The sequence below is a fragment of the Tolumonas auensis DSM 9187 genome (genome assembly GCF_000023065.1).
Classification (GTDB): domain Bacteria; phylum Pseudomonadota; class Gammaproteobacteria; order Enterobacterales; family Aeromonadaceae; genus Tolumonas; species Tolumonas auensis.
On the sequence record NC_012691.1, the window covers coordinates 871,729 to 894,034 of the forward strand.

The 22,306-nt window shown below is 50.7% G+C and carries 23 protein-coding genes; 13 read left to right on the forward strand and 10 right to left on the reverse strand.

What is annotated here, in order from left to right; genetic code table 11:
- Positions 1-2: 2 nt before the first annotated feature.
- The 4 genes from TOLA_RS04080 to TOLA_RS04095 all read right to left on the reverse strand — a co-directional run bounded on the left by TOLA_RS04080 (position 3) and on the right by TOLA_RS04095 (position 2,574).
- Entirely contained in the window at positions 3-557 is a 555-nt protein-coding gene (locus TOLA_RS04080; protein ID WP_012729024.1) for a peptidylprolyl isomerase, read from the reverse strand.
- Positions 557-1,129: a YajG family lipoprotein gene (locus TOLA_RS04085; protein WP_012729025.1), complete on the reverse strand. Its 573-nt coding sequence runs from the start codon at positions 1,127-1,129 to the stop codon at positions 557-559. The genes TOLA_RS04080 and TOLA_RS04085 overlap by 1 nt, the downstream gene beginning before the upstream one ends.
- Before the next feature lie 8 nt (positions 1,130-1,137).
- Positions 1,138-2,274 carry a methyltransferase gene (locus TOLA_RS04090; RefSeq protein WP_012729026.1) on the reverse strand — a complete coding sequence of 379 codons (1,137 nt, stop codon included), beginning with the start codon at positions 2,272-2,274 and terminating at the stop codon, positions 1,138-1,140.
- A 114-nt stretch (positions 2,275-2,388) separates the two neighbouring features.
- Positions 2,389-2,574, reverse strand: coding sequence for a DUF3606 domain-containing protein (locus TOLA_RS04095; protein ID WP_012729027.1), 186 nt, complete (start codon positions 2,572-2,574; stop codon positions 2,389-2,391).
- A 185-nt stretch (positions 2,575-2,759) separates the two neighbouring features.
- Here TOLA_RS04095 and TOLA_RS04100 point away from each other — a divergent pair, with 185 nt between their 5' ends.
- The 4 genes from TOLA_RS04100 to dinB all read left to right on the forward strand — a co-directional run bounded on the left by TOLA_RS04100 (position 2,760) and on the right by dinB (position 6,287).
- The gene (locus tag TOLA_RS04100; RefSeq protein ID WP_012729028.1) at positions 2,760-3,068 is read left to right on the forward strand and encodes a BolA family protein; all 309 of its coding nucleotides are present in this window, start codon (positions 2,760-2,762) and stop codon (positions 3,066-3,068) included.
- 27 nt (positions 3,069-3,095) lie between these two features.
- Complete coding sequence (locus tag TOLA_RS04105) at positions 3,096-4,133, forward strand: FAD:protein FMN transferase ApbE (protein ID WP_012729029.1); 1,038 nt, start codon at positions 3,096-3,098, stop codon at positions 4,131-4,133.
- A gap of 117 nt (positions 4,134-4,250) precedes the next feature.
- Positions 4,251-5,162 carry an aldo/keto reductase gene (locus tag TOLA_RS04110; RefSeq protein WP_411354438.1) on the forward strand — a complete coding sequence of 304 codons (912 nt, stop codon included), beginning with the start codon at positions 4,251-4,253 and terminating at the stop codon, positions 5,160-5,162.
- A 69-nt stretch (positions 5,163-5,231) separates the two neighbouring features.
- On the forward strand, positions 5,232-6,287 hold the full coding sequence (dinB, locus tag TOLA_RS04115; RefSeq protein ID WP_012729031.1) for a DNA polymerase IV: 1,056 nt from the start codon (positions 5,232-5,234) through the stop codon (positions 6,285-6,287).
- A 26-nt stretch (positions 6,288-6,313) separates the two neighbouring features.
- Here dinB and TOLA_RS04120 read toward each other — a convergent pair whose 3' ends face one another.
- On the reverse strand, positions 6,314-7,774 hold the full coding sequence (locus tag TOLA_RS04120; protein ID WP_012729032.1) for an aminoacyl-histidine dipeptidase: 1,461 nt from the start codon (positions 7,772-7,774) through the stop codon (positions 6,314-6,316).
- Positions 7,775-7,849: 75 nt separating this feature from the next.
- Positions 7,850-8,140, reverse strand: a complete 291-nt coding sequence (locus TOLA_RS04125) for a hypothetical protein (RefSeq protein WP_012729033.1) — start codon at positions 8,138-8,140, stop codon at positions 7,850-7,852.
- On the opposite strand from TOLA_RS04125, the gene TOLA_RS04130 reads away from it, so the two are divergent.
- The 7 genes from TOLA_RS04130 (at position 8,139) to hpt (ending at position 15,218) form a co-directional block, all read left to right on the forward strand.
- Complete coding sequence (locus TOLA_RS04130; protein ID WP_041609462.1) at positions 8,139-8,324, forward strand: hypothetical protein; 186 nt, start codon at positions 8,139-8,141, stop codon at positions 8,322-8,324. The genes TOLA_RS04125 and TOLA_RS04130 overlap by 2 nt on opposite strands.
- A gap of 79 nt (positions 8,325-8,403) precedes the next feature.
- Positions 8,404-10,134, forward strand: coding sequence for a bifunctional metallophosphatase/5'-nucleotidase (locus TOLA_RS04135; protein WP_012729034.1), 1,731 nt, complete (start codon positions 8,404-8,406; stop codon positions 10,132-10,134).
- 56 nt (positions 10,135-10,190) lie between these two features.
- Positions 10,191-10,655 carry a xanthine phosphoribosyltransferase gene (gene gpt, locus TOLA_RS04140; protein WP_012729035.1) on the forward strand — a complete coding sequence of 155 codons (465 nt, stop codon included), beginning with the start codon at positions 10,191-10,193 and terminating at the stop codon, positions 10,653-10,655.
- An 81-nt stretch (positions 10,656-10,736) separates the two neighbouring features.
- Positions 10,737-12,011 carry an esterase FrsA gene (frsA, locus tag TOLA_RS04145; protein WP_012729036.1) on the forward strand — a complete coding sequence of 425 codons (1,275 nt, stop codon included), beginning with the start codon at positions 10,737-10,739 and terminating at the stop codon, positions 12,009-12,011.
- A gap of 92 nt (positions 12,012-12,103) precedes the next feature.
- Positions 12,104-13,207, forward strand: a complete 1,104-nt coding sequence (gene proB / locus TOLA_RS04150) for a glutamate 5-kinase (RefSeq protein ID WP_012729037.1) — start codon at positions 12,104-12,106, stop codon at positions 13,205-13,207.
- A gap of 12 nt (positions 13,208-13,219) precedes the next feature.
- Positions 13,220-14,479 carry a glutamate-5-semialdehyde dehydrogenase gene (locus TOLA_RS04155; protein ID WP_012729038.1) on the forward strand — a complete coding sequence of 420 codons (1,260 nt, stop codon included), beginning with the start codon at positions 13,220-13,222 and terminating at the stop codon, positions 14,477-14,479.
- A 208-nt stretch (positions 14,480-14,687) separates the two neighbouring features.
- Positions 14,688-15,218, forward strand: coding sequence for a hypoxanthine phosphoribosyltransferase (gene hpt, locus TOLA_RS04160; RefSeq protein ID WP_041609684.1), 531 nt, complete (start codon positions 14,688-14,690; stop codon positions 15,216-15,218).
- Between the two features lie 38 nt (positions 15,219-15,256).
- Here the strand turns inward: hpt and TOLA_RS04165 are convergent, their stop codons facing one another.
- Genes TOLA_RS04165 through TOLA_RS04175 form a run of 3 tightly spaced genes read right to left on the reverse strand, consistent with a single transcriptional unit; the run spans position 15,257 to position 19,127 of the window.
- Positions 15,257-16,315 carry a LacI family DNA-binding transcriptional regulator gene (locus TOLA_RS04165; RefSeq protein ID WP_218916116.1) on the reverse strand — a complete coding sequence of 353 codons (1,059 nt, stop codon included), beginning with the start codon at positions 16,313-16,315 and terminating at the stop codon, positions 15,257-15,259.
- A gap of 26 nt (positions 16,316-16,341) precedes the next feature.
- Positions 16,342-17,757, reverse strand: coding sequence for a sucrose-6-phosphate hydrolase (locus tag TOLA_RS04170; protein ID WP_012729041.1), 1,416 nt, complete (start codon positions 17,755-17,757; stop codon positions 16,342-16,344).
- Complete coding sequence (locus TOLA_RS04175; protein ID WP_012729042.1) at positions 17,757-19,127, reverse strand: sucrose-specific PTS transporter subunit IIBC; 1,371 nt, start codon at positions 19,125-19,127, stop codon at positions 17,757-17,759. The genes TOLA_RS04170 and TOLA_RS04175 overlap by 1 nt, the downstream gene beginning before the upstream one ends.
- Before the next feature lie 472 nt (positions 19,128-19,599).
- Here TOLA_RS04175 and TOLA_RS04180 point away from each other — a divergent pair, with 472 nt between their 5' ends.
- Both TOLA_RS04180 and TOLA_RS04185 read left to right on the forward strand, forming a co-directional pair.
- Positions 19,600-20,517: an ABC transporter ATP-binding protein gene (locus TOLA_RS04180; RefSeq protein ID WP_012729043.1), complete on the forward strand. Its 918-nt coding sequence runs from the start codon at positions 19,600-19,602 to the stop codon at positions 20,515-20,517.
- On the forward strand, positions 20,514-21,287 hold the full coding sequence (locus tag TOLA_RS04185; RefSeq protein ID WP_012729044.1) for an ABC transporter permease: 774 nt from the start codon (positions 20,514-20,516) through the stop codon (positions 21,285-21,287). The genes TOLA_RS04180 and TOLA_RS04185 overlap by 4 nt, the downstream gene beginning before the upstream one ends.
- 65 nt (positions 21,288-21,352) lie before the next feature.
- Here TOLA_RS04185 and TOLA_RS04190 read toward each other — a convergent pair whose 3' ends face one another.
- Positions 21,353-22,300, reverse strand: a complete 948-nt coding sequence (locus tag TOLA_RS04190) for a ribose-phosphate pyrophosphokinase (RefSeq protein WP_012729045.1) — start codon at positions 22,298-22,300, stop codon at positions 21,353-21,355.
- Positions 22,301-22,306: the final 6 nt, after the last annotated feature.

The window sequence follows — 22,306 nt, forward strand, 5'->3', positions numbered from 1 at the left end:
TGTTAGTTCAGACGAGTCACTTTGCTGATGATGATCGGATTGTTTGGCACATCGCTGGCCCGCAATTTCGGATCAACGCTGGTTGGCTCATCGGCAATCTTTTCCAGTACTTCCATGCCGGATACTACAGTACCAAACACGGTGTATCCTGGCTGAACAGTCGCATCCAGTGATGCATTGTCGTTCAGATTGAAATAGAACTGACGAGTCGCACTATTCGGATCGCTCATACGCGCCATTGCCAGTGTGCCGCGGCGGTTAGACAGTCCGTTGGTCGATTCATTTTCTACCGGAGTATGCGTTGGTAACGGTGTGAAACTGGAATTATAACCGCCACCCTGTGCCACAAAGCCGGGGATCACACGGTGAAACAGCGAGTTGTTATAGCTGCCTTCGTCGACGTAACTTAAAAAGTTAGCGACAGTTTTCGGCGCTTTTTCAGCTTCCAGTTCAACGACAATACTACCGAGATTAGTTTGCATTTCTACACGCGGACCGCTTGCCCAGACTAAACCTGGCAGTAAGGCGGCCAGCAGTGCCAGTTTACGACACGTCATTAAAATTGCCCTTTGATTGCACCACGGATCTGATTATCAGCCAGTGCTTGAGCCATGATTTCAGACAACTGCTCGTTCAGCAAGACTTCCAGATCATGAATGTCCGGCCGGGTCACGCTATCCTGTGAGGAAGCACGATTATATTCTTTATTCAGAATATTACCGTTGTTAGTTACGGTCAGCTTAATGCGGCTCTTCGCGTTGGCATTAAACATCACGCCCGGTTTGGTCAGCGTGGCCTGCAACTCTTCAACGACGATGCTGATGGTGATATTGGACTGATTTCCGCTGGCAAGTCCTTGTTGGCGGAAGCCATCCTGCAGACGTTCGGCCAGCAGAACATGAGGTGAAACCTGATTCGGGATCAGCGTAACCGGACTTTCTGGCAGCGCGATTTTGATGATCTGACTGCCGGCACGTTCGTCCTGACCATCAATAGAAACATCAAGGCCTGGCTGATAGAAACCGTCCAGCTGATCATCGACCACCGGATTCAGGTTGGCTTTCTGTGGCCAGGATGCCGCACAGCCAACAAACAATATAGCGCTGAGGAGTAAAATTATTTTTTTCATAGAAGCTCCTATCGGTTAATGGTGCGTAAAATAACAAATTTACTGTTGCTGGCAATACATTCCGTGCCGCCAAACAGACGTTTCAGTTTGATGTGGTAATCCAGATGACGGTTACCGACGATCCAAAGTTCACCACCGCGTTTCAGACAGCGTTTGGCATCTCTGAACATCTGCCAGGCAATATCATCGGTGATCGTTTGTAACTGATGAAACGGCGGATTACATAAGATCACATCGATACTGTTACTGTCGATACCATTCAGCGAATGACCTACCTGAAAACGGCAACGAGCCAGATCCTGCGGCCGGTTTTGTTCAACATTTAACTGGCTGGAAGCAACGGCCATATAGGATTCATCAAGGAACAGCAGTTCAGCTTCCGGGTTATATTCCAGCGCCATCAGCCCCAGCACGCCGTTACCACAGCCGAGATCGACCATGACACCACGTTTTTGCCGTGGCAGGTTTTCCAGCAGGAAACGGGCACCGATATCCAGACTGGCACGGGCGAACACATTGGCGTGGTTGGCGATCTGATAATCGGTATTATCTAACGGCCAGATGGTAGGGTAAGGATTGACGATGGCCGGACGATCTTCGACTTGCGTATAAATCAGACGCGCTTTTTTCCGGGCCAGCGACGTTTTGGTGGTACCCAGGATCTGTTCAAACAGCGCCAGTGTCGAGTTATGGATCTCTTTGACTTTGCCGGCGGCAATAATGCGGGTGTCCGGTGTGACCACGTCCCGCAGACGCAGCAGCTGATATTCCAGCATCGCCAGTGTTTTCGGTACTTTGATGATCACCAGTGATGGTGCAGCCGGTAACGGTGCCAGCATATCCTGCAGATGCAGGGGGTGGTTTTCCAGCTCATTGGTCTGCCAGTTACGGCGGGTAGCTTCCTGACTTAACAACGAATCACAGATGGAAATTGGCTGATAATTTGCCAGCCCGCAGGCGAGCGCACCAAAGCTGTCATTCAGGATCAGAATCGCGCCTTGGGCTGCAGCCGTTTGCAGTTGTTCGGCAGTGAGCTCACTCAGCAGATATTCATCGGCAGCATCCCAGGCTTGCAGATTGGGATCATTGGTAGAAGGGTAGCGGTGCAGCGTTAGCTCACTCGTATCCAGGTTCAACAGGTTCATGCCGTTTCCATCTCATAAAAATGGCGCTATTCTACCTGTCATAGCGCCTGAGACCAATCAACCGGCTGGAAATAACGCTCGTTAAACTTTATAAGCGTTAAGAATAGCGACTAATCAGTGATGCGATTCAACATATTCCCGGACTGCAGCACCCGATCCACCAACTGCACGGACGGCTGCCGCGAGTTCCCGATCGGTACAACCCAGTTCTTTACACCAGTGGCGATAATCGCTCTTGTTGTGAGTATCAATCGTTTTGCTATCCAGTGGGTGACCCGATTTTGCTTTCTTGCTGGCCATGATGACCTCCTATGGATGTATGTGCATTAATAACATCTCACCAGCATCTTTTCCCGGCAATGTGTGAATTTTTACATCATGTAAGGATGCACATGTTTTCTGATTAACCCTGTTGGCTATCGGGTTGTATGAAATGGCTTAACCGTTATGCTGTTGGTGCAGAAATCAGTGAGGAGAATGAAAAAATGTCGATGCAACAATATATTGAACAAACCTTACAACAAGGACTGAAACCTGACTGGTTGTCAGTAACTAACGAAAGTCATTTGCATCGTTCCAGTGGCCCTGATGCAGAAAGTCACTTTAAAGTAGTGGTCGTGAGCCCGGTTTTTGAGGGGGAACGTCTGGTCGCGCGGCATCGCCGGGTAAATTTGTTGTTGGCAGAGGCTTTGCAGAACAGTGTTCATGCGCTGGCGCTGCATACCTATACGCCGGCTGAGTGGCTGGCGCGTGGTGAGCAGTTGCCTGATTCAACTAAATGTGCCGGGCATTAATTATTAACTGACGGCAGGAGAGGTAGTATGTCGTGGAATAAATTCGGAATTGTTGTATTGATGCTGACGGCTTTGCTGGGTTGTGAAAAGCAGACAGCTGAACGGCCAATGCTGGAAATTCATGGCCGCACGATGGGCACGTTTTATGATGTCAAAGTCGTCGGTGATTTTCCCGGCGGGCAGCAGGCACTGCAAACGCAGGTGGATAGTCTGCTCAAACATTACAACGATGAAATTTCCACCTATGATCCTGATTCTGCATTATCGAAGTTTAATCAGCAGCAATCCACGCAACCGTTTCCTGTCTCACAGGATATGGCCGACATTGTCATCAGTGCCGTGCGGGTCGGACAACGGACGCAGGGTGTACTGGATGTAACGGTCGGACCGCTGGTGAATCTGTGGGGGTTCGGGCCGGATAAGCGCCCGATCAAAACGCCGTCAGATGAACAGATTGTGGCTGCACGCGCCCGGGTTGGTATTGAACGCCTGCATGTTGAAGTCAGTGCGGAGCATGCCACTTTACGTAAAGATGTTCCTGATCTGTATGTCGATCTTTCCACGGTAGGCGAGGGCCTTGGTGCCGATAAAGTGGCGGAATTTCTTGAAGCGAATGGTGTACATCATTATCTGGTCGAAATAGCGGGCGCTTCACGCAGCCGGGGCGTCAATGCCAAAGGTGAACCCTGGAAACTGGCGATCCAGAAGCCAACCGATGAGCTTGAAGATATTCAGGCGGTTATTGTGCCGGATGGCCGTGCGGTCAGCACTTCCGGTAGTTACCGTAATTATTTCGAACTGGATGGAAAGCGTTATTCGCATATTATCGATCCGGTAACCGGTAAACCGATCACGCATAAGCTGGTGTCAGTAACCGTGATCACTTCCACTGCGCTTGAAGCTGACGGGCTGGATACCGCTCTGATGGTGATGGGGCCTGAAAAAGCGCTGGATTTTGCCAGAGAGCACAATCTGGCGGTCTATCTGGTGAGTAAAACGGACAAAGGCTTTAAAGCGGAATATTCGGCTGCTTTTGAACCCTACCTGATAAGATCAGGTTCCTGATTTTTATTAGCCTTGTGGTGCTGGTCAAAATTTTATCGCCTGACAGATGAATTTTGCTGTTGTCAGGTGGTTATCTCCCTAGGATTGTTACCCTGATATTTTATGTTATGGGTAACAATCATGATTTCACGTGTAGACGCGGCACCCGGTGGTTTTCAGTTATCAGAGTTTATTCAGGGATACTGGCGATTAGCTGAATGGAATATGTCAGCTGCGCAGCGGTTAGATTTTCTGAAACAACACCTCGAACTCGGTATCACCTCCGTTGACCATGCAGATATTTATGGCAATTACAGCTGTGAACAGCTGTTTGGTGAAGCACTGGCACTGGAACCCTCTCTGCGTCAGCAGCTGGAAATCGTGACTAAATGCGATATCAAGCTGTTATCCGCTAAATATCCGCAACGTACCGTTAAACACTATGACACCTCTGCCGCACATATCTTTGCATCGGTTGAAACGTCATTAAAAAATCTGAACACGGATTATCTTGATCTGCTGCTGATCCATCGTCCTGATCCGCTGATGAATGCGGATGAAGTGGCAGAAACGTTTGTTCAGCTGAAAGCGAGTGGCAAAGTGCGTCATTTCGGGGTGTCTAATTTCACGCCTTATCAGTTTGATCTGCTGCAATCCCGTCTGGGTTTTTCACTGGTAACGAATCAGGTTGAAGTGAATCCGGTCAATATGTTTGCCCTGGATGATGGCACGTTAGATCAAATGCAGATGAAACGTATCCGTCCGATGATCTGGTCTGCACTGGGTGGCGGCTCTGTTTTTACCGCTCAGACAGAACAGGCAAATCGTCTGCGCACCGTCTTAAGTAACATCAGCGAAGAGCTGGGTGGGGCAGGTCTTGATCAGGTGATTTATGCCTGGTTGTTAAAACTGCCATCTCAGCCATTGCCAATCATTGGTTCCGGTAATATCGCACGGGTCCGTGCTGCGGTAGCAGCCAAAGAACTCTCCCTGACGCGTGAACAGTGGTTCCAGATCTGGGAAGCGTCAAAAGGTCACGAAGTCGCATAATTTCCTGACTTGCAGGAAATCTGAAGGCGGGATAAACTTATAAATACTGTGTATTTGTACAGTATTTATATGAGAAAAATTATCCATGTCGACATGGACTGCTTTTTTGCGGCTGTGGAGATGCGTGACAATCCGGCGCTGGTGTCTCTGCCGCTGGCTATTGGCGGCTCAGCAGAACGCCGCGGCGTAATCGCTACCTGTAATTATGTTGCCCGTCGTTATGGTGTTCGTTCTGCCATGGCGACGGCATATGCCCTGCGGCTGTGTCCGCGCCTGGTGCTGCTGCCCGGGCGGATGGCGTTATATAGTGAAGTTTCACGTCAGGTGATGCGGATCTTCGCCCGCTATAGTCAAATCATCGAACAGGTTTCTATTGATGAAGCCTATCTGGATGTTTCCGACAGTACCCTGTTTCAGGGGAGTGCAACCCGTATTGCAGAAGCAATCCGTGCCGACATTCGTCAGGAACTGCAACTGACGGCCTCGGCGGGTGTGGCGCCGAATAAATTTCTCGCCAAAATTGCTTCTGAACAGAATAAACCGGACGGTCTGTTTGTCTTGTCACCGGCAGGTGTGCCGCCGTTTGTCCGGCAACTGGCGTTATCAAAAATTCCCGGTATTGGTGGTAAAACCGCGGAGCGGCTGGTACAGCTGGGGTTACATACCTGCGCAGACGTACAGCAATTCCCACGCCGGCAATTATTATATCTGTTGGGTAAAACCGGGCTGATGTTGCTGGAACGGGCTTATGGTATTGATGAGCGACCGTTACAGACTTCACGGGAACGTAAATCCGTGGGTGTCGAAACTACGTTTCCAATCGATATTGTGCAGGAAGAGCAGGGGCATGCGATGTTGCCTGAACTGCTGGCTGAGCTGTCAAAACGGCTGCAACGCCGGGAATGGCAGGGCCAGATTGCCCGGCAGGGGGTGAAAATCAAATTCTCTGATTTCCATCAGACGACAGTCGAACGCTCGGTAAACCGTTTTTCTCCACAGCTATATGATGAACTGCTGCATGAGGCCTGGTTACGTGGTGGTGGTAAGCCTGTGCGGCTGGTGGGGATCAGTATTGGTCTGCCGGAAGCTGCGAATGTATTGCAGCTTCCGTTAGATTTACAGTAAATATTACCGGGTAACTAGCTGCTCGTTCAGGATTGCTTTTCCGGGATCGCCGCCAGCATCGCGACCAGCAATTGCCAGAAACGCGCTACCGCAGGAATGTGTACCCGCTCATCCGGCGAATGTGCGCCCTGAATGGTCGGGCCAAAGGAGACCATGTCCCAGTGTGGATATTGTGCCTTGAACAGACCGCACTCCAGCCCGGCATGGATCACCATCAGTTTCGGTAATTCGCCAAACAATTCTTCATGTTTCTGACGCAACAAAGCCAGGGCCGGAGACGTTGGATCCGGTGCCCAGCCCGGGTAAGCGCCATCGAACTGACAATCTGCTCCCGCCAGCGTACATAACGAAGCGGTCATCTGCTGCACATAATGACGACCTTCGTCATTCAGTGAACGGATCAGGCACTGGATATAAACACCCTCTTCCGTAGTCTGGATCACACCAAGGTTGGTTGACGTTTCCACCACACCTTCAATGGCATGGCTCATGCGGATCACGCCATTCGGGCAGGCCAGCAACATCTGCAGCAGACGTTGCTGATCTGGCTGACTGAAGCACGCCTGAGGCAATTCCGTCGGCAGAATTTCGATCTGCAGGTTGCTATCCACCTCTTTCAGTTCAGCTTGTAATACGGCAGCTCGTTCAGCCACTAACTGCTGAACAGCGTGAAGACGGGCCGGTTCGACCAGAATCACGGCTTCCGCTTCACGCGGGATGGCGTTACGCAGTGTGCCACCGGCAATACTTGCCAGACGGATATTTTCTGTCTGCAGATCCAGCAATAAACGGCTCAGCAGCTTGTTGGCATTACCGCGATCCTGATGAATATTGACACCGGAATGACCGCCACGCAGCCCTCTGACCTGTAAACGGAAGGCCTGCAGATTGGCCGGTGTCGTTTCATGCGTGAAATGGAATCGAATATTGGCATCCACACCACCGGCACAGCCCATATAGGCTTCGGCATCCTGTTCGGAATCGGTATTCAGCAGAATTTCACCATCCAGCCAGCCGGCCTGTAAACCGAAAGCGCCACCCATACCGGCTTCTTCATCAACGGTCAGCAGAACTTCCAGCGGACCATGCTGTACCGTGTTATCAGCAAGAGCAGCCAGACAAGCGGCCGCGCCGATACCGTTATCAGCACCCAGTGTCGTACCGCGTGCGCGTACCCATTCGCCGTCGACGTATGCCTGAATCGGATCGCGGGTGAAATCATGTTTGGTATCGGCATTGGCCTGCGGCACCATATCGATATGCGCCTGCAGGATCACTCCTTTACGGTTTTCAAATCCGGGGGTTGCCGGTTTTTTCAGGATCAGGTTACCAACTGGATCAACCTTAATCATGATACCTTGCGCCGTTGCCCAATTCTGAATCCATTGACTCAGCGCAGCTTCATGTTTTGATGGACGCGGGATCTGACAGAACTTATCGAAAAAGAACCACAAATGCGAAGGTGAGAGTCGCAGTAATTCACTCATGAAGCATTTCTCCTGCTATAGCAACAAAAGACGCGGCAAAAGGTTGCAGCGCAGATTTAATTCAGAATTAAAAAATCAGACGGGACGACGGAACAGCTGCAAGCCGATAAACAGGATCACCCCTGTGACCAGTGAGCTGGCACTAAACAGATACATTACATAATAGGCATGCTGCATCGGGTCTGCAGTTTCAGGTAACAAATGAATAATGCCCCGGTTAATCAGCTGGTTGATTGCCAGTGCCGCCAATGACCAACCCGCAATCCAGATGATCTTTTGTTTTTGCGAACGGTGCGGCTGGTTATACATCAGCCCTACCCAGAAGCAGAACCAGACCGTAATAAAAATATATGAAAACAGCGCCATGGGTGTGACCTTGTTCTTTACTGAAAACGTTGCAGATGATGCCATGAAAGCCGACATGGCAGAAGTCGCATCAGCGATCCAAAGAGGAAAATGCTGCGTACAAAGCCTGATGTCGACGGATATCAGCTTGTCATTCATCAGTCATTATATTGTCATCTTTAACGGGCAGCGTGAAACAGGATAAGAGTTTGTCATTGCCCGACAGGATGAAGAGGGTGTATAACCAGACACCCTGTAACATTCAGTGTCGTTACGGAGCCTGCATGTCTGCATTATTAGGGCGCTTCTATCTGGCGCATATCAACGATACTCACTCTCATTTTGATGAAACCACACTACCGCTGCGGCTGGCATTACCTGACGGTCATACGGATATTCGTCTGCATTGTGGTGGTTTTCCGCGTTTAGCCGGTTTTATCAAACATGCCCGGCAGCGGGCAATCATCGAACAAATGCCATTTCTGTTACTGGATGCCGGTGACAGCTTTCAGGGCACACTCTATTTTTCCTGCTTCAAAGGGCAGGCGAATGCGGCCTTACTGAATCAGCTGGGTGTGGATGCCATGGTAGTCGGCAATCATGAACTGGATACCGGTAATACCCCGCTGGCTAATTTCCTGCGTCAGATCCGCTTTCCGTTGCTAGCTGCGAACTGGGATCTTGCCGGTGAAGCAGAAGATAAACCGACCCGCATGCAGAATCATCCGCTGATGGTGAGCTGGCAGAATCCGGCGCATCCCAAACCTTACATTGTGAAATGGATGAATGATGTTCCGGTCGCCGTCTTCGGACTGGTGCTGGAAAATATGGCTGACATTGCCGCCCCGGATGGCGATTCCCGGTTTCTGCCTGTGGTGGAAACGGCCAAATCAGTCATTGCACAGATCCATGCCGCCGGTATCGAACATATTATTCTGCTCAGCCATCTGGGTTACACACGGGACTGTCAGCTGGCGCAGGAAGTCGACGGGATTTCGCTGATTGTCGGCGGACACACGCACACCCTGCAGGGGGATTTTAGTGCTGTCGGCCTGGCGGATGAACATCCCTACGGCGAACGCTGCAACCAGACGCTGGTACTCCAGGCGGGCTACAACTCACTGATGGTCGGGCTGGCGAATATCGCACTCTTGTCCGGAGGCCAAATGCGGATCGAAGAGGGAGGTAACGTCCTGCTCACCAGTGACGATGCCAAACTGCAATCACAGCATGGTGAACCTCTGTTTCCGTTACAACAGCGCACAATCCGTCGTTTTCTGCGTCAGCAACCGCAGATTACGATGATTCAGCAGGATGCGGCCATGGAACGTATCATTGCCCGTAACTACCGTTCCAAACTGCACCGCTATGCCAGTGATCAGGTGGTGTCGTTACCCCGGGGTTTGCGTCATGTGCGTATACCGGATGAACGGGGCGGCAGTCAGGTCGCACCATTAGTTGCCGAAGCCATGCTGTTTCAGGCCCGGGAGATGGGCGTCGGGGTGGATGTTGCCATTTTTAATGCCGGCGGTGCCCGCATTTCACTGCCACCCGGGCCGGTCAGCGCTGCCGAACTGGCTGGCCGTCTGCTACCGTTTGCCAGCACGATCAGTCATTTTGATGTGCGTGGCGGACAATTACGGCAAGCATTAGAAGGCGCGATCGTCAATGCGCTGGAACTGGGCGGCAGCGGCAGTTTTCCTTATCCGGCCGATCTGCGTTACAGCTATCAAGCCAGTGCGCCGCGGGGGCAACGCATACAGCAACTGCATGTCAAAGATCGCCATGGCCGCTGGCAGCTGTTTGATGAACAGCGCGATTATCGGCTGATCACCACCAGTTATACCGCCATGGGCAAAGAGGGTTATCACGCCTTACTGGAACAACGTTCAGAGCCGGAGCTGCTGGGACTGATCATTTCAGACGCATTTATTAATTATGCCCGCTCCCGCGGTATTCTGACGCCGCCGGCTGAAATTCTGTATCAGCTCAATCTTGCGCGGCTGGTCAGTTAACGTTAGCTCTGGTAAGCTAACGAGTTAACCGTTTTTACATCCCGATAGGTTAGTTTATGAGCAGAAAGTTTTATGTTTCGTGGGAAAATCTGCATCGTGAAGCGCGTCGTTTGTCTCGTCGCCAGCTTCCTGCAAGCCAATGGAAAGGCATTTTAGCGGTTAGTCGTGGCGGTCTGGTACCAGCTGCAATCATGGCGCGTGAACTGGGTATCCGTTTTGTTGATACTATCTGCATTTCCAGCTACGAACATGATAATCAGGGTGACCTGAACGTTTTGAAACGCATTGACGGGGATGGTGAAGGCTTTCTGATCGTTGATGATTTGGTTGATAGCGGCAACACAGCGCGCTTGTTACGCGAAATGTACCCAAAAGCAAAATTGGTCACTGTATTTGCCAAGCCGAAAGGTGAACATCTGGTTGATGACTTCGAAGTAGCTATCCCTCAGGATACCTGGATCGAGCAACCATGGGATATGGTTCACTGCTTCGTGCCGCCAATCTGTGAAGAAAATCAGTAAATAAGCAAGGCTCCCATCATGGAGCCTTTCTTTTTTCCGCAGCAAGGTGCATAAATACAAAAAACCGCATGCGGAGTGGATATGTCTGCACCATCCGAAAAAAATTTAAGCGAAACCTTATTTAATAAAGTTCAGCCACATAAAATTCGTGAAACTTCAACAATCTCCAACTCCGGAGCACCGTTCCCTTGTGAACCGCAGGAACAATACCTGATTGATGGTTTATGCACTGCCTCATGGTTCCGGATTTTACGCCGCGCTTTCTGGATCTGGCAGGGGGCCAACCCCATCGAAGTGGAAGAGATTCTGGCGCGCATCGCTACCAGCGATGGTGAACGCTCCAATCCCCGGCAACTGGATACTGTGCAGGGATTTGTACCGGGTAACTGGAGTTATGAATGGAGCCAGCTAGCCGGGGAACACAATCGTAAAGCCAAAGAGGCTGAAGAGGCGGGCCAGCAACGCACCGCCCGTAAAGAGTATTTTCTGGCAGCCCGGTATTATTCGATTGCCAGTTATCCTTTTTTGAAAGGGGATGAACTGGCCGAGCAGGCACAGGTTCAGGCAAACCTTGCGTACCGTGACGGAGGCCGTTTTTTACCGGTGCCACTGAAAGAGCTGAGAGTGCCTTTCCGTGGCAAAGAGATCAAAGGCTATCTTCACTTACCTAATGATGATCATCCTGTGCCGCTGGTGATGGTGACCGGCGCGATAGACAGCTCACAGCTCGATTTTATTCGTTTGTTCGAAAAAGTTTTAGCACCGCTGGGCATTGGTATGCTGTCACTGGATCTGCCCGGTTGTGGCTATTCCAGTCACTGGCCGCTGGTGCAGGACTCCAGTCGTTTGCATCAGGCGGTACTGCAATATCTGAAAGATGTGCCGTGGGTCGATGATCAACGTATCGGCATGATCGGTTTCCGCCTTGGCGGCAACGTGGCGGTGCGGCTTTCTTATCTGGAACAACTGCGTTTAAAAGCCGTGGTCTGTATCGGACCGGGTATGCACAACTATTTCACCGATCCGACGCAGTTCGCCTTATCGCCGCCGATGATGCGTGCTTGCCTGGCCAATCGTCTGAACATGGATGCCGCCGACTGGGATGGCCTGCAAAAGAGCTGTCAGGTGTTTTCACTGAAACGGCAGGGGCTGGCCGGGGTGAGCAAAACCCGTGTGCCAATCCTCAGTATTGGCCATCGCCGGGACTTTATTTGTCCGGAGTCTGATATCCGGATGCTGGCTTCTTCCAGTCTGAACGGAAAAGCGGTGGTGCTGGATAAAGAACCGGTCAAAGAGCAGATGAACCGCATGTTAAGCGAGATCGGCGAGTGGTTGCGTTTGCATTTTAATCTCTGATTGACTGATCGCATAAAATTGCTGCGAAATTCCGTTGCAGGGGGCGGTTAGCCTCGGTATAAAGAAGCCCTTCATGGAGGGTTATCGCAGCAATGAAAAGCAAAACCATCGTCGTCAAGCTGGGCACCAGCATTCTTACCGGCGGCACACGTAAACTGGATCAGGCTCATATGGTTGAACTGGTTCGTCAGTGTGCTGCTCTGCATCGTCATGGGCATCAGGTCGTAGTTGTGACCTCCGGCGCAATTGCTGCCGGTCGTGAGAAGTTGGGTTACCCCGATCTTCCCCCCACAATGCCCAACAAACAGATGCTGGCGGCGGTGGGACAATGTCACCTGATGCAGGTATGGCAGAATCTGTTCAGCATTTACGGGCTGCAGATTGGTCAGTTATTGCTGACCCGCGCTGATCTGGAAGATCGCGAACGTTATCTGAATGCGCGCGATACGCTGCAGACATTGCTGCACAACCGTATTATCCCTGTTATTAACGAAAACGACGCCGTTGCGATTGCCGAAATCAAAGTCGGTGATAATGACAACCTGTCAGCTCGCGCTGCAATTCTGGCCGATGCGGATTTATTGATCCTGCTGACCGATCAGAAAGGGCTGTTTACTGCTGATCCGCGTACTAATCCTGATGCAACATTGATCGAGGAAGTGACCGAAATCACCGATCAGCTGCGTAGTCTGGCCGGTGACAGCGTGAGTGGCCTCGGCACCGGTGGTATGTCTACCAAACTGCAGGCGGCCGATATTGCCTGCCGTGCGGGTATTGAAGTGGTTATTGCCAGTGGCAAGACACCGGAAGTGGTGGGCCGTCTGGCTAATAACGAAAAAGTGGGCACCCGCTTTAAAGCACAGGCCAACCCGCTGGAAGGACGCAAGAGCTGGATCCTGGCCGGTCCGCAGTCACACGGTGAAATTCACATTGATGTCGGTGCCGTGAAAGCGGTTCATGACAAAGGTTCCAGTCTGTTACCGAAAGGTATCACTAAGATTGCCGGTGAATTCGGCCGCGGTGAAGCGGTGCGTATTATCACACCGGAAGGTAAAGAGCTGGCGCGTGGTATTACCCGTTATACTGCTGATGAATTAGAACGTGTACGCGGTCATCATTCCGATGAAATCGAATCGTGTTTAGGTTACGGCTATGGTCCGGTGGCAATCCATCGCGATGACATGGTATTGCTGTAAGGGAGAATGAGCATGAGTTTATTAGCAATGGGCAAGGCAGCCCGTGAAGCGTCATTTGAGCTGGCTGTTGCGGCTACGGCACGCAAAAATCAGGCATTGCTGGCGATGGCAGAAGAACTGGAATTGCAGCAGGATGTGATCCTGGCGGCGAATGCCAAAGATATCGAAGCCGGTCGCTCCTCAGGGTTAACCGATGCCATGCTGGATCGTCTGCTGCTGAATGAGTCACGTCTGGCCGGGATTGTGGCGGATGTACGCAAAGTCGTGACGCTGGACGATCCGGTCGGTTCTGAAATTGACAGTCGCGTGCTGGAAAACGGGATGCGCCTGTCGCGTCGCCGCGTACCGATTGGCGTGATCGGCGTGATTTATGAAGCGCGTCCGAACGTCACCATTGATATCGCGGCGCTGTGTCTGAAAACCGGCAATGCCAGCATTCTGCGCGGTGGCCGTGAGACATTTAATTCCAACATGGCGCTGGTAAAAGTCATTCAGGCTGCGTTGGCGAAAACCGGTCTGCCTGCAGCATCAGTGCAATATATTGAAAGTCCGGATCGTGCGCTGGTCAGCGAATTGCTGACCATGGATCAGTATGTCGACATGATCATTCCACGCGGCGGTGCGAATCTGCATCGTCTGTGTAAAGATCAGAGCACCATTCCGGTGATCATCGGTGGTTTCGGTGTCAGCCATCTGTATGTGGATGAAAGTGCCGATCTGATTCGTGCTATCGACGTAATTGATAATGCCAAAGTACAGCGTCCGTCAGCCTGTAACTCACTGGATACGTTGCTGCTGAATGAAAAAATCGCCGCTGAGATCGTGCCCGCGCTGGTTGCCCGTATGAATCAGCAGAAAGTCACGCTGGTGGCAGAACCGAAAGCGTTTGCATTGCTGCAGGCCGCGGGTGCGGAACAGTTGCGTGCAGCCGGTGCGGAAGATTTTGACACCGAATGGCTGAGTCTGACGCTGGGTGTGAAAGTGGTCGCGGATGTCAAAGCAGCAATTGCTCATCTGCAGGAACATAATGCCTGCCATTCGGATGCAATTCTGACCAACGATCTGAAGTGCGCCGAGTATTTCATTAATGCTGCGGGCTCTGCGGCTGTGTATGTGAATGCCTCGACTCGTTTCACGGATGGCGCCCAATTTGGTCTGGGGGCAGAAGTTGCTGTTTCTACTCAGAAATTGCATGCCCGTGGTCCGATGGGCTTAACCGAACTGACCAGTTACAAGTGGATCGGTCAGGCGGATTATCTGAGCCGTAGCTGATTTACTGCCGCAATCTGAAAAAGCCACACCCGTGTTCGTGTGGCTTTTTTTATTTTTGTTTCTGTACTAACCGGGATTTTAGTTGGTTGATCCTGCTTTCGGCGCGATCTTCCGATGATAAACAAGGTATAATGCAGTATTGCCACATTTTCGTTTTAATATGCGGGCTAACCCGCAGCCAAATTTAAACAGGTAGATAGTCGTTATGATGAAGCACAGAATTGATGTGATGATCCCGGAAGATGAATTACAGGCCAAGGTGGCAGAGCTGGGGCGTCAGATCACCGCGCATTATCAGGGAACCTCTGAACTGGTGCTGATCGGATTATTGCGTGGTTCCTGCCTGTTTCTGGCTGATTTGAGCCGGCATATCGATTTACCGGTCAGTCTCGATTTCATGACCGCGTCCAGCTATGGCAACAGCACCACCTCTTCCCGTGAAGTGCGGGTACTGAAAGATCTGGATGATGAGATCAAGGGCAAAGATGTCCTGATCGTGGAAGACATCATCGACAGCGGTTTTACCTTAAGCAAAATCCGCGACATCATCGGTCTGCGTGAGCCTAAATCGCTGGCTATCTGTACGCTGCTGAATAAACCGGCGCGCCGTGAAGTGCAGGTCCCGGTTGAATGGACAGGCTTTACTATTCCGGATGAATTCGTCGTGGGCTATGGTATCGATTACGCACAGCTGTACCGTAACCTACGTTTTATCGGCAAAGTGATCCCGCAAGAGTGATCTTATGCGATTTAGAAAGCCACCTGCGGGTGGCTTTTTTATTGGGGCAGCAAATCAGTTGCCAGCAGTTTACTCAGCCGACGGGATTCCGGATGGCGCCAGCGAATACGCGCCGGAATATTCTGGGTGACTGGTGCAGACAGTGGTTTGTCTTCCATCAGCGCCATCAGCGCACTGAAAGCATTGAAGGCAAGGGCGGTATAATCCTGAGCGATGCTGTCGATGCGCAGTGGCATAAAATCCAGCAGTTCATGATCATCAAAACTGGCCAGATGTAAGCCCTGTTGCATCTGCGGATTCTGATTCAGATATTGCAGCACACCTTCCAGCAGAGAAAACGAAGCCGTGAACAGCGCTTTGGGCGAACGCCCCAGTTCATTGCAGACTTCTTCCATCATGTCATAACCGGAATAGGAGAAATAATTCCGCTGGCGGATCCATTCTGCACGGGGCGAAACATTAGCCCGTTGCAGGCCAAGAGCATACCCTTCCAGCCGTTGCTTACTCGGTGTGAGACCTGGTTCTCCGCCAAAATAGTAGACTTCATCCGGATACTGCGTGGCTAATACCTGAATCAGATTGGCGGTCGCGGCGGTGGCATCGGTCATGATCAGCGGCAGGCTGGAATCGCCAATCTGACGGCCGAGCTGTACCACCGGTACATAGCTGTGGATCTTGCTGTAAGCTTCATCACTGGTGTTACTGGAAATAACAATCAGACCATCTACCTGGCGTTGCAGCAGATTGTTAACCACTACTCTTTCCTGCTCCGGATCTTCATCCGAACAGGCGATGATGATCTGAATTCCGACATTACGGAACAGTGATTCCAGCTCCCGCGCCAGACTGGCATGCGTGAACTGGGTCAGAAAAGGGAGCACCAGACCAATGGTATGGCTGCGTGACGAACGCAATGCCCGGGCATGGAAACTGGGTTGATAACGGTGTTCTTCGGCAATCAACAGGATCCGTTGCTGCGTTTCTTCCGACACCCGGTATTCATCACCTTTGCCGTTTAATACCAAACTAGCGGTCGCCTTAGAGACGCCCGCTAATTCTGCGATGTTACTAATGGTAATACGGTTTGGTTGTTTCACATCTGATCCGGTAACGGGAAGCTTTTTCATTCTATCACGCATGATGACAACAACCAGTGATGAATCGAGAGCTGTCCGTGTCCCTGCCAGTGCAGATTTTGTTTTGCCGGATCAGGGAAATAGCGGGCGGTCATACAGGCTTCACCGTCATTGATAAACAACTCCAGCGAAGAGCTGTCCAGCAGCAATTGCAATGACTGCAGTGTACCAAACCAGTAACGTGATTCCGCCTCCTGCGTACGCCAGTTATGACGGGTCAGTGTCAGACATTCGCCATTCCAGTCTAGTGTCGCATTATCCCGCAGCGATAACGTGAAGGGGCCATTAACCCCGATCAGCAGTTCTGCTGATACTGCGGCCATTGCCGGTGCTTCAGCGGCTGTTCCCTGCCATTGACTGCCGTTGCCCTGACGTAACTGTTGCAGCTCTTTCACCGGTTGCTGATACAGAATGCCATTGCGCAGTGAAAGCTCACGCGGGCAGGTCATGCTGTTAACCCAACCGTATTTCACAGTAGGCTGCGCCAGCTCGTTATCATCCGGCAAGCCAAGCCAGCCAAACATCAGGCGACGGCCATCGGCTGTTTCGGTAGTTTGCGGAGCGTAAAACTCAAACCCGAGATCCAGTTCGTGGAACTGGCCGTGCGGGAATTTTGCCTGCTGATAATCCAGCGCTCCGACAAAATAGCCACACTGATACAGATTCAGATAGTGATATTTTTCGGCAGCCAGCCCCTGCGGGCAGCAGAGCAACACATCCTGACCGTCAAGATGAAACAGATCCGGACATTCCCACATATAACCGAATTCTTTCAGGCCGTTAAGATGTGTTCCGGCAATCTCACCGAGTAACTGCCATTGCTGCAGATCTTCAGAACGGTAGAAAAGTACCTTGCCTTTGATTTCCGGTGACTGAGCGGCCAGCACCATGTACCAGAGTACGTCGTGTTGCCAGACTTTCGGGTCACGGACATGGCCGGTATAACCTTCCGGCAGGGAGATAACCGGGCCCAGTTTCTGGTAGGACCCATCACTGCTTTCACTGGCCAGACACTGATAAGCGGTTCTGGAACCATCGGCATATTTGACGTTGCCGGTATAGATCAGCGTGATTTTACCGTCGTTCAGTACTGCAGAACCGGAATAACAACCGTTGATCTCATACTCTTCCGTCGGCAGCAGGGCAACCGGCTCGTGACACCAATGAACTAAATCGGCAGAACTCCAGTGTCCCCACCATTTGGCGCCATGACGGCAGGCGAGGGGGTTCCATTGATAGAACAGGTGATAACGGCCATGAGCTTCAATGAAACCGTTCGGATCATTCAGCAGGCCAACCGGTGGTGCCAGATGCCAGTGCAGGCGATGCGGGTCACTGGCGGCAATAAGTTGCCCGGTCATTAACGACCGGGCCAGTTGTTTCAGTAAAGAAACCTCAGACATTATTCTGCGTCCGTGTTGTAGCGCAGTACGGTAGCGATAGCAAAGGCTGCACCGAACGCGATAACCATACCGATGATATAGGTCAGTACTGAGCTGGATTGCACAATCGCGATACCAGGGATACCGGTCAGACCCACCGCAGTCATACCGACTTTGCTGGCAACAACCCAGGCACCACCCAATGCACCACCGGCCAGTGCTGCCAAGAATGGCTTCACAAAGCGCAGGTTAATACCGAAAATGGCGGCTTCAGTGATACCGAGCAGGCAAGATAAACCCGCCGGAACCGCGATAGATTTAATCCGGGCATCCTTCGTTTTGAAATAAACGGCCAGACAAGCACCACCTTGCGCCACGTTCGCCATAGCCCAGATTGGCAGCAGGAAATTAACACCTACGCTCTTATCCGCCAGCAGACCGAGTTCAATTGCATGGAAGCTGTGGTGGATACCAGTGATTACAATTGCTGAGTAAGTACCGCCGAACAGCAGACCTGCTAACCAGCCAGCGTGCTCATACAGGGTTGTCAGAACGAAAGTGATACCTTCACCCAGCCCACGACCAGCAGGGCCAATGAACAGCAGAGAAACAAACCCGGTGATCACAACTGTCAGGAACGGAGTCAGGATAAGATCTAATGAATCCGGAATAACGCGACGCAGTTGTTTTTCCAGATGGCTCATGAACAATACTGCGATCAATACCGGGAAGACTGTACCCTGGTAGCCGATCATGGCTACGTCAATACCCATAAAATCCATCGTTTTAAAACCGCTACCGACGGTCCAGGCGTTAGTCAGCGCCGGATGGGTAAGGATCCCCCCCAGTGTTGCACCCAGATACGGGTTACCACCGAATTCACGTGCCGCAGTAAAGCCGATCAGAATTGGCAGAATGATAAATGCCGCCGAGCTGAACATATCCAGCATGATGAAAATAGCGCTGTCAGGGTTGGCCCAGCCGTAAGTCCGTACCAGACCCAGTGTTCCCATCAGCAGACCCGATGCCACGATTGCCGGAATGATAGGCACGAAAATGTTCGACAGCGTACGGGCCGCGCGTTGCACGATGTTCAGTTTCTGTGTTGCCAGTTTTTTCACATCACCTTCACTGGCCTGACTGATACCCGCAACCGCAGTAAAAGCGGCATAGACTTTGTTTACGATGCCGGTACCAAAAATGATCTGGATTTGTCCCGCATTACTGAAGCAGCCTTTTACGCCGTCAACCTGTTCGATGGCGCTTTTATTAATTTTGTTATCGTCCTGCAAAACCAGACGTAAACGTGTTGCACAGTGTGCTGCACTGACGATATTCTCTTTGCCGCCCAGTAATGGGATCAGCTCATTTGCTACAGAAGTTACATTCATGATTTTCCTCTTTAATGGATGTAACCGGTTAAATGTCATAACGGGGGCTCAATCCGTTACGACACTAACCGATGCTGTTTCACAACAGCGGCTTTGGGGTGATATCGTGCGACCTGGTCTGTTTTGCTGTAGGGGTGAAACCAGGCCAGGAAGCACACTCTTCTCAGGAACTCGTTACTGATTAAAATCTTTTACCTATTCAGTGTTGCCGCATTTCCAAACCTAAAACCCAAATCCGATTTGCCATGCCAATTCGTCACTGATTACGTGATATTTAGTTTACTAAAACGGTTTAGCTAAACAACTAAACTCGCTAAACCGTTTTAGCAAATGCGATCGATCTAACAAAATTTAACCAATAAGGTTCCTTTTGGTTCTACCTTTGCTATTAGCCGGATCGATCTTGATCAGGTTATAATCGGAGCGTCTGCCTCGTGCATTACCTCTCTCTAATATGAAGAACACTGACACTATGCTTGCTCTCGATATTCATCAATTACGCAAAACCTATCAGGGAGGCGTTGAAGCCCTGAAAGGGATTGATCTTGCGGTGGAAGAAGGTGATTTTTATGCCTTGCTTGGCCCGAATGGCGCAGGAAAATCCACCACCATTGGCATCATCAGCTCACTGGTCAATAAAACTTCCGGTTCTGTCAAAGTTTTTGGCTATGACATAGATACACACCTGGAAGATGCCAAGTCACAGATTGGCTTGGTACCGCAGGAGTTTAATTTCAGCCAGTTCGAGAAAGTTGAACAAATTGTGGTGCAACAGGCCGGTTTCTACGGCGTTCCCCGTAAAATTGCGGAAGAAAGAGCGGAAAAATACCTGACTCAACTCGATTTATGGGAAAAACGGGATAAACAGGCACGCACCTTGTCCGGTGGTATGAAGCGTCGCCTGATGATTGCCCGTGCACTGATGCATGAGCCGAAACTGCTGATTCTGGACGAACCAACGGCAGGTGTGGATATTGAGATCCGCCGTTCGATGTGGCAATTCCTGCAAAAACTAAATGCAGAAGGCGTCACCATCATTCTGACTACCCATTATCTGGAAGAAGCCGAGATGCTGTGCCGTAACATCGGCATCATCGATAAAGGCCGGATTGTGGAAAACACCAGCATGCGTAATCTGCTGAGTAAATTGCAGGTTGAAACTTTCTTGCTGGATTTAGATCGTCCGGCTGCCGGTATTCAGCTGGCTGGTTTTAAATCTCATCCGGCAGGTGAGCAAAGTCTGGAAGTTGAAATTCAGAAAAGTGATGGCCTGAATGGCGTGTTTGAGCAATTGAATAATCAGAACGTCAAAGTGCTGAGTATGCGCAATAAAGCCAACCGGCTGGAAGAATTGTTTGTTTCATTAGTAGAAAAAGGACGTCAGGCATGAATAGCGCCGTTTACTGGATCGCGTTCCAGAGCTTGGTTCGTAAAGAAATTAACCGTTTTACCCGAATTTGGATCCAGACTTTAGTGCCACCTGCGATCACCATGACTCTCTATTTTGTTATTTTCGGTAATCTGATCGGCAGCCGGATTGGCGATATGCATGGTGTGACGTACATGCAGTTTATTGTACCGGGTCTGATCATGATGGCGGTGATCACGAACTCTTATTCGAATGTTTCATCGTCATTCTACAGTGCAAAGTTTCAGCGCAATATTGAAGAGCTGCTGGTGGCGCCAGTGCCAAATTATCTGATCATCTGGGGCTTTGTCGCGGGTGGTGTGGCGCGTGGATTATGCGTTGGTGCGATTGTCACGGCGGTGTCATTATTCTTTGTGCCGTTTCAGGTGCATGATCCTGTCAGCGTATTCATCATGTTAGTGCTGACGGCGATCTTATTTTCTCTGGGCGGGTTGTTGAATGCGATTTTTGCCAAGAGTTTTGACGATATCAGCATCATTCCGACGTTTGTACTGACACCACTGACTTATCTGGGCGGGGTGTTTTACTCCATCGAATTATTACCACCGTTCTGGCAGGCTGCTTCGCATGTAAACCCGATCATCTATATGATTAACGGTTTCCGCTATGGCTTTATCGGAATCTCTGACGTGCCGATGTGGACATCCTATCTGGTGGTCTCGCTGTTTATTCTGGCACTTTATACCACTTGCTGGTGGCTGGTGAAGAAAGGGACTGGTTTGCGGCATTAAGAAAAAACTACCAACAAAAAAGCCTCCGAATTCGGAGGCTTTTTTTATACTCTGAAAAATCTGAATCAATGTTCAAACATTGCAGAGATAGATTCTTCGTTGCTGATACGGCGAATAGCTTCTGCCAGCATTGGAGCCAGGGTCAGCTGTTTCACTTTACCGAGAGCGCGAATTTCATCGGTCAACGGAATAGAATCAGTAATAATCACTTCATCAATGACTGATTCAGCAATATTTTTTGCTGCCAGACCAGAGAAGATTGGGTGGGTTGCATATGCGAATACACGTTTTGCACCGCGCTCTTTCAGAGCTTCAGCTGCCTTACACAATGTACCGCCAGTGTCGATCATATCATCAACGATAATGCAGTCACGATTCGCTACATCACCAATCAGGTGCATAACCTGAGAGACGTTGGCGCGTGGACGGCGTTTGTCGATGATCGCAATGTCAGTATCATCCAGCAGTTTAGCGATAGCACGGGCACGCACTACGCCACCGATGTCCGGAGATACAACCACAGGATCTTCCAGTTGACGTGATTTCATGTCTTCCAGCAGAACCGGGCTACCGAATACGTTGTCAACAGGCACATCAAAGAAGCCCTGGATCTGCTCAGCGTGCAAATCAACAGTCAATACGCGGTCAACACCGACGCTGGACAGAAAATCAGCAACAACTTTAGCTGTAATTGGTACACGTGAAGAACGTACACGACGATCCTGACGAGCATAGCCAAAGTAAGGAATTACCGCAGTAATACGACCTGCGGATGCACGACGCATCGCATCGACCATAACAATCAGTTCCATCAGATTGTCATTGGTAGGGGCACAGGTTGATTGAATGATGAATACATCACTACCACGTACATTTTCGTTGATTTGTACGCTGATCTCTCCATCGCTGAAGCGACCTACGGCTGCACTGCCAAGTTTAGTGAAGAGACGGTCGGCAATCTTTTGCGCTAATTCCGGTGTGGCGTTACCGGCAAACAGCTTCATGTCAGGCACGGGATT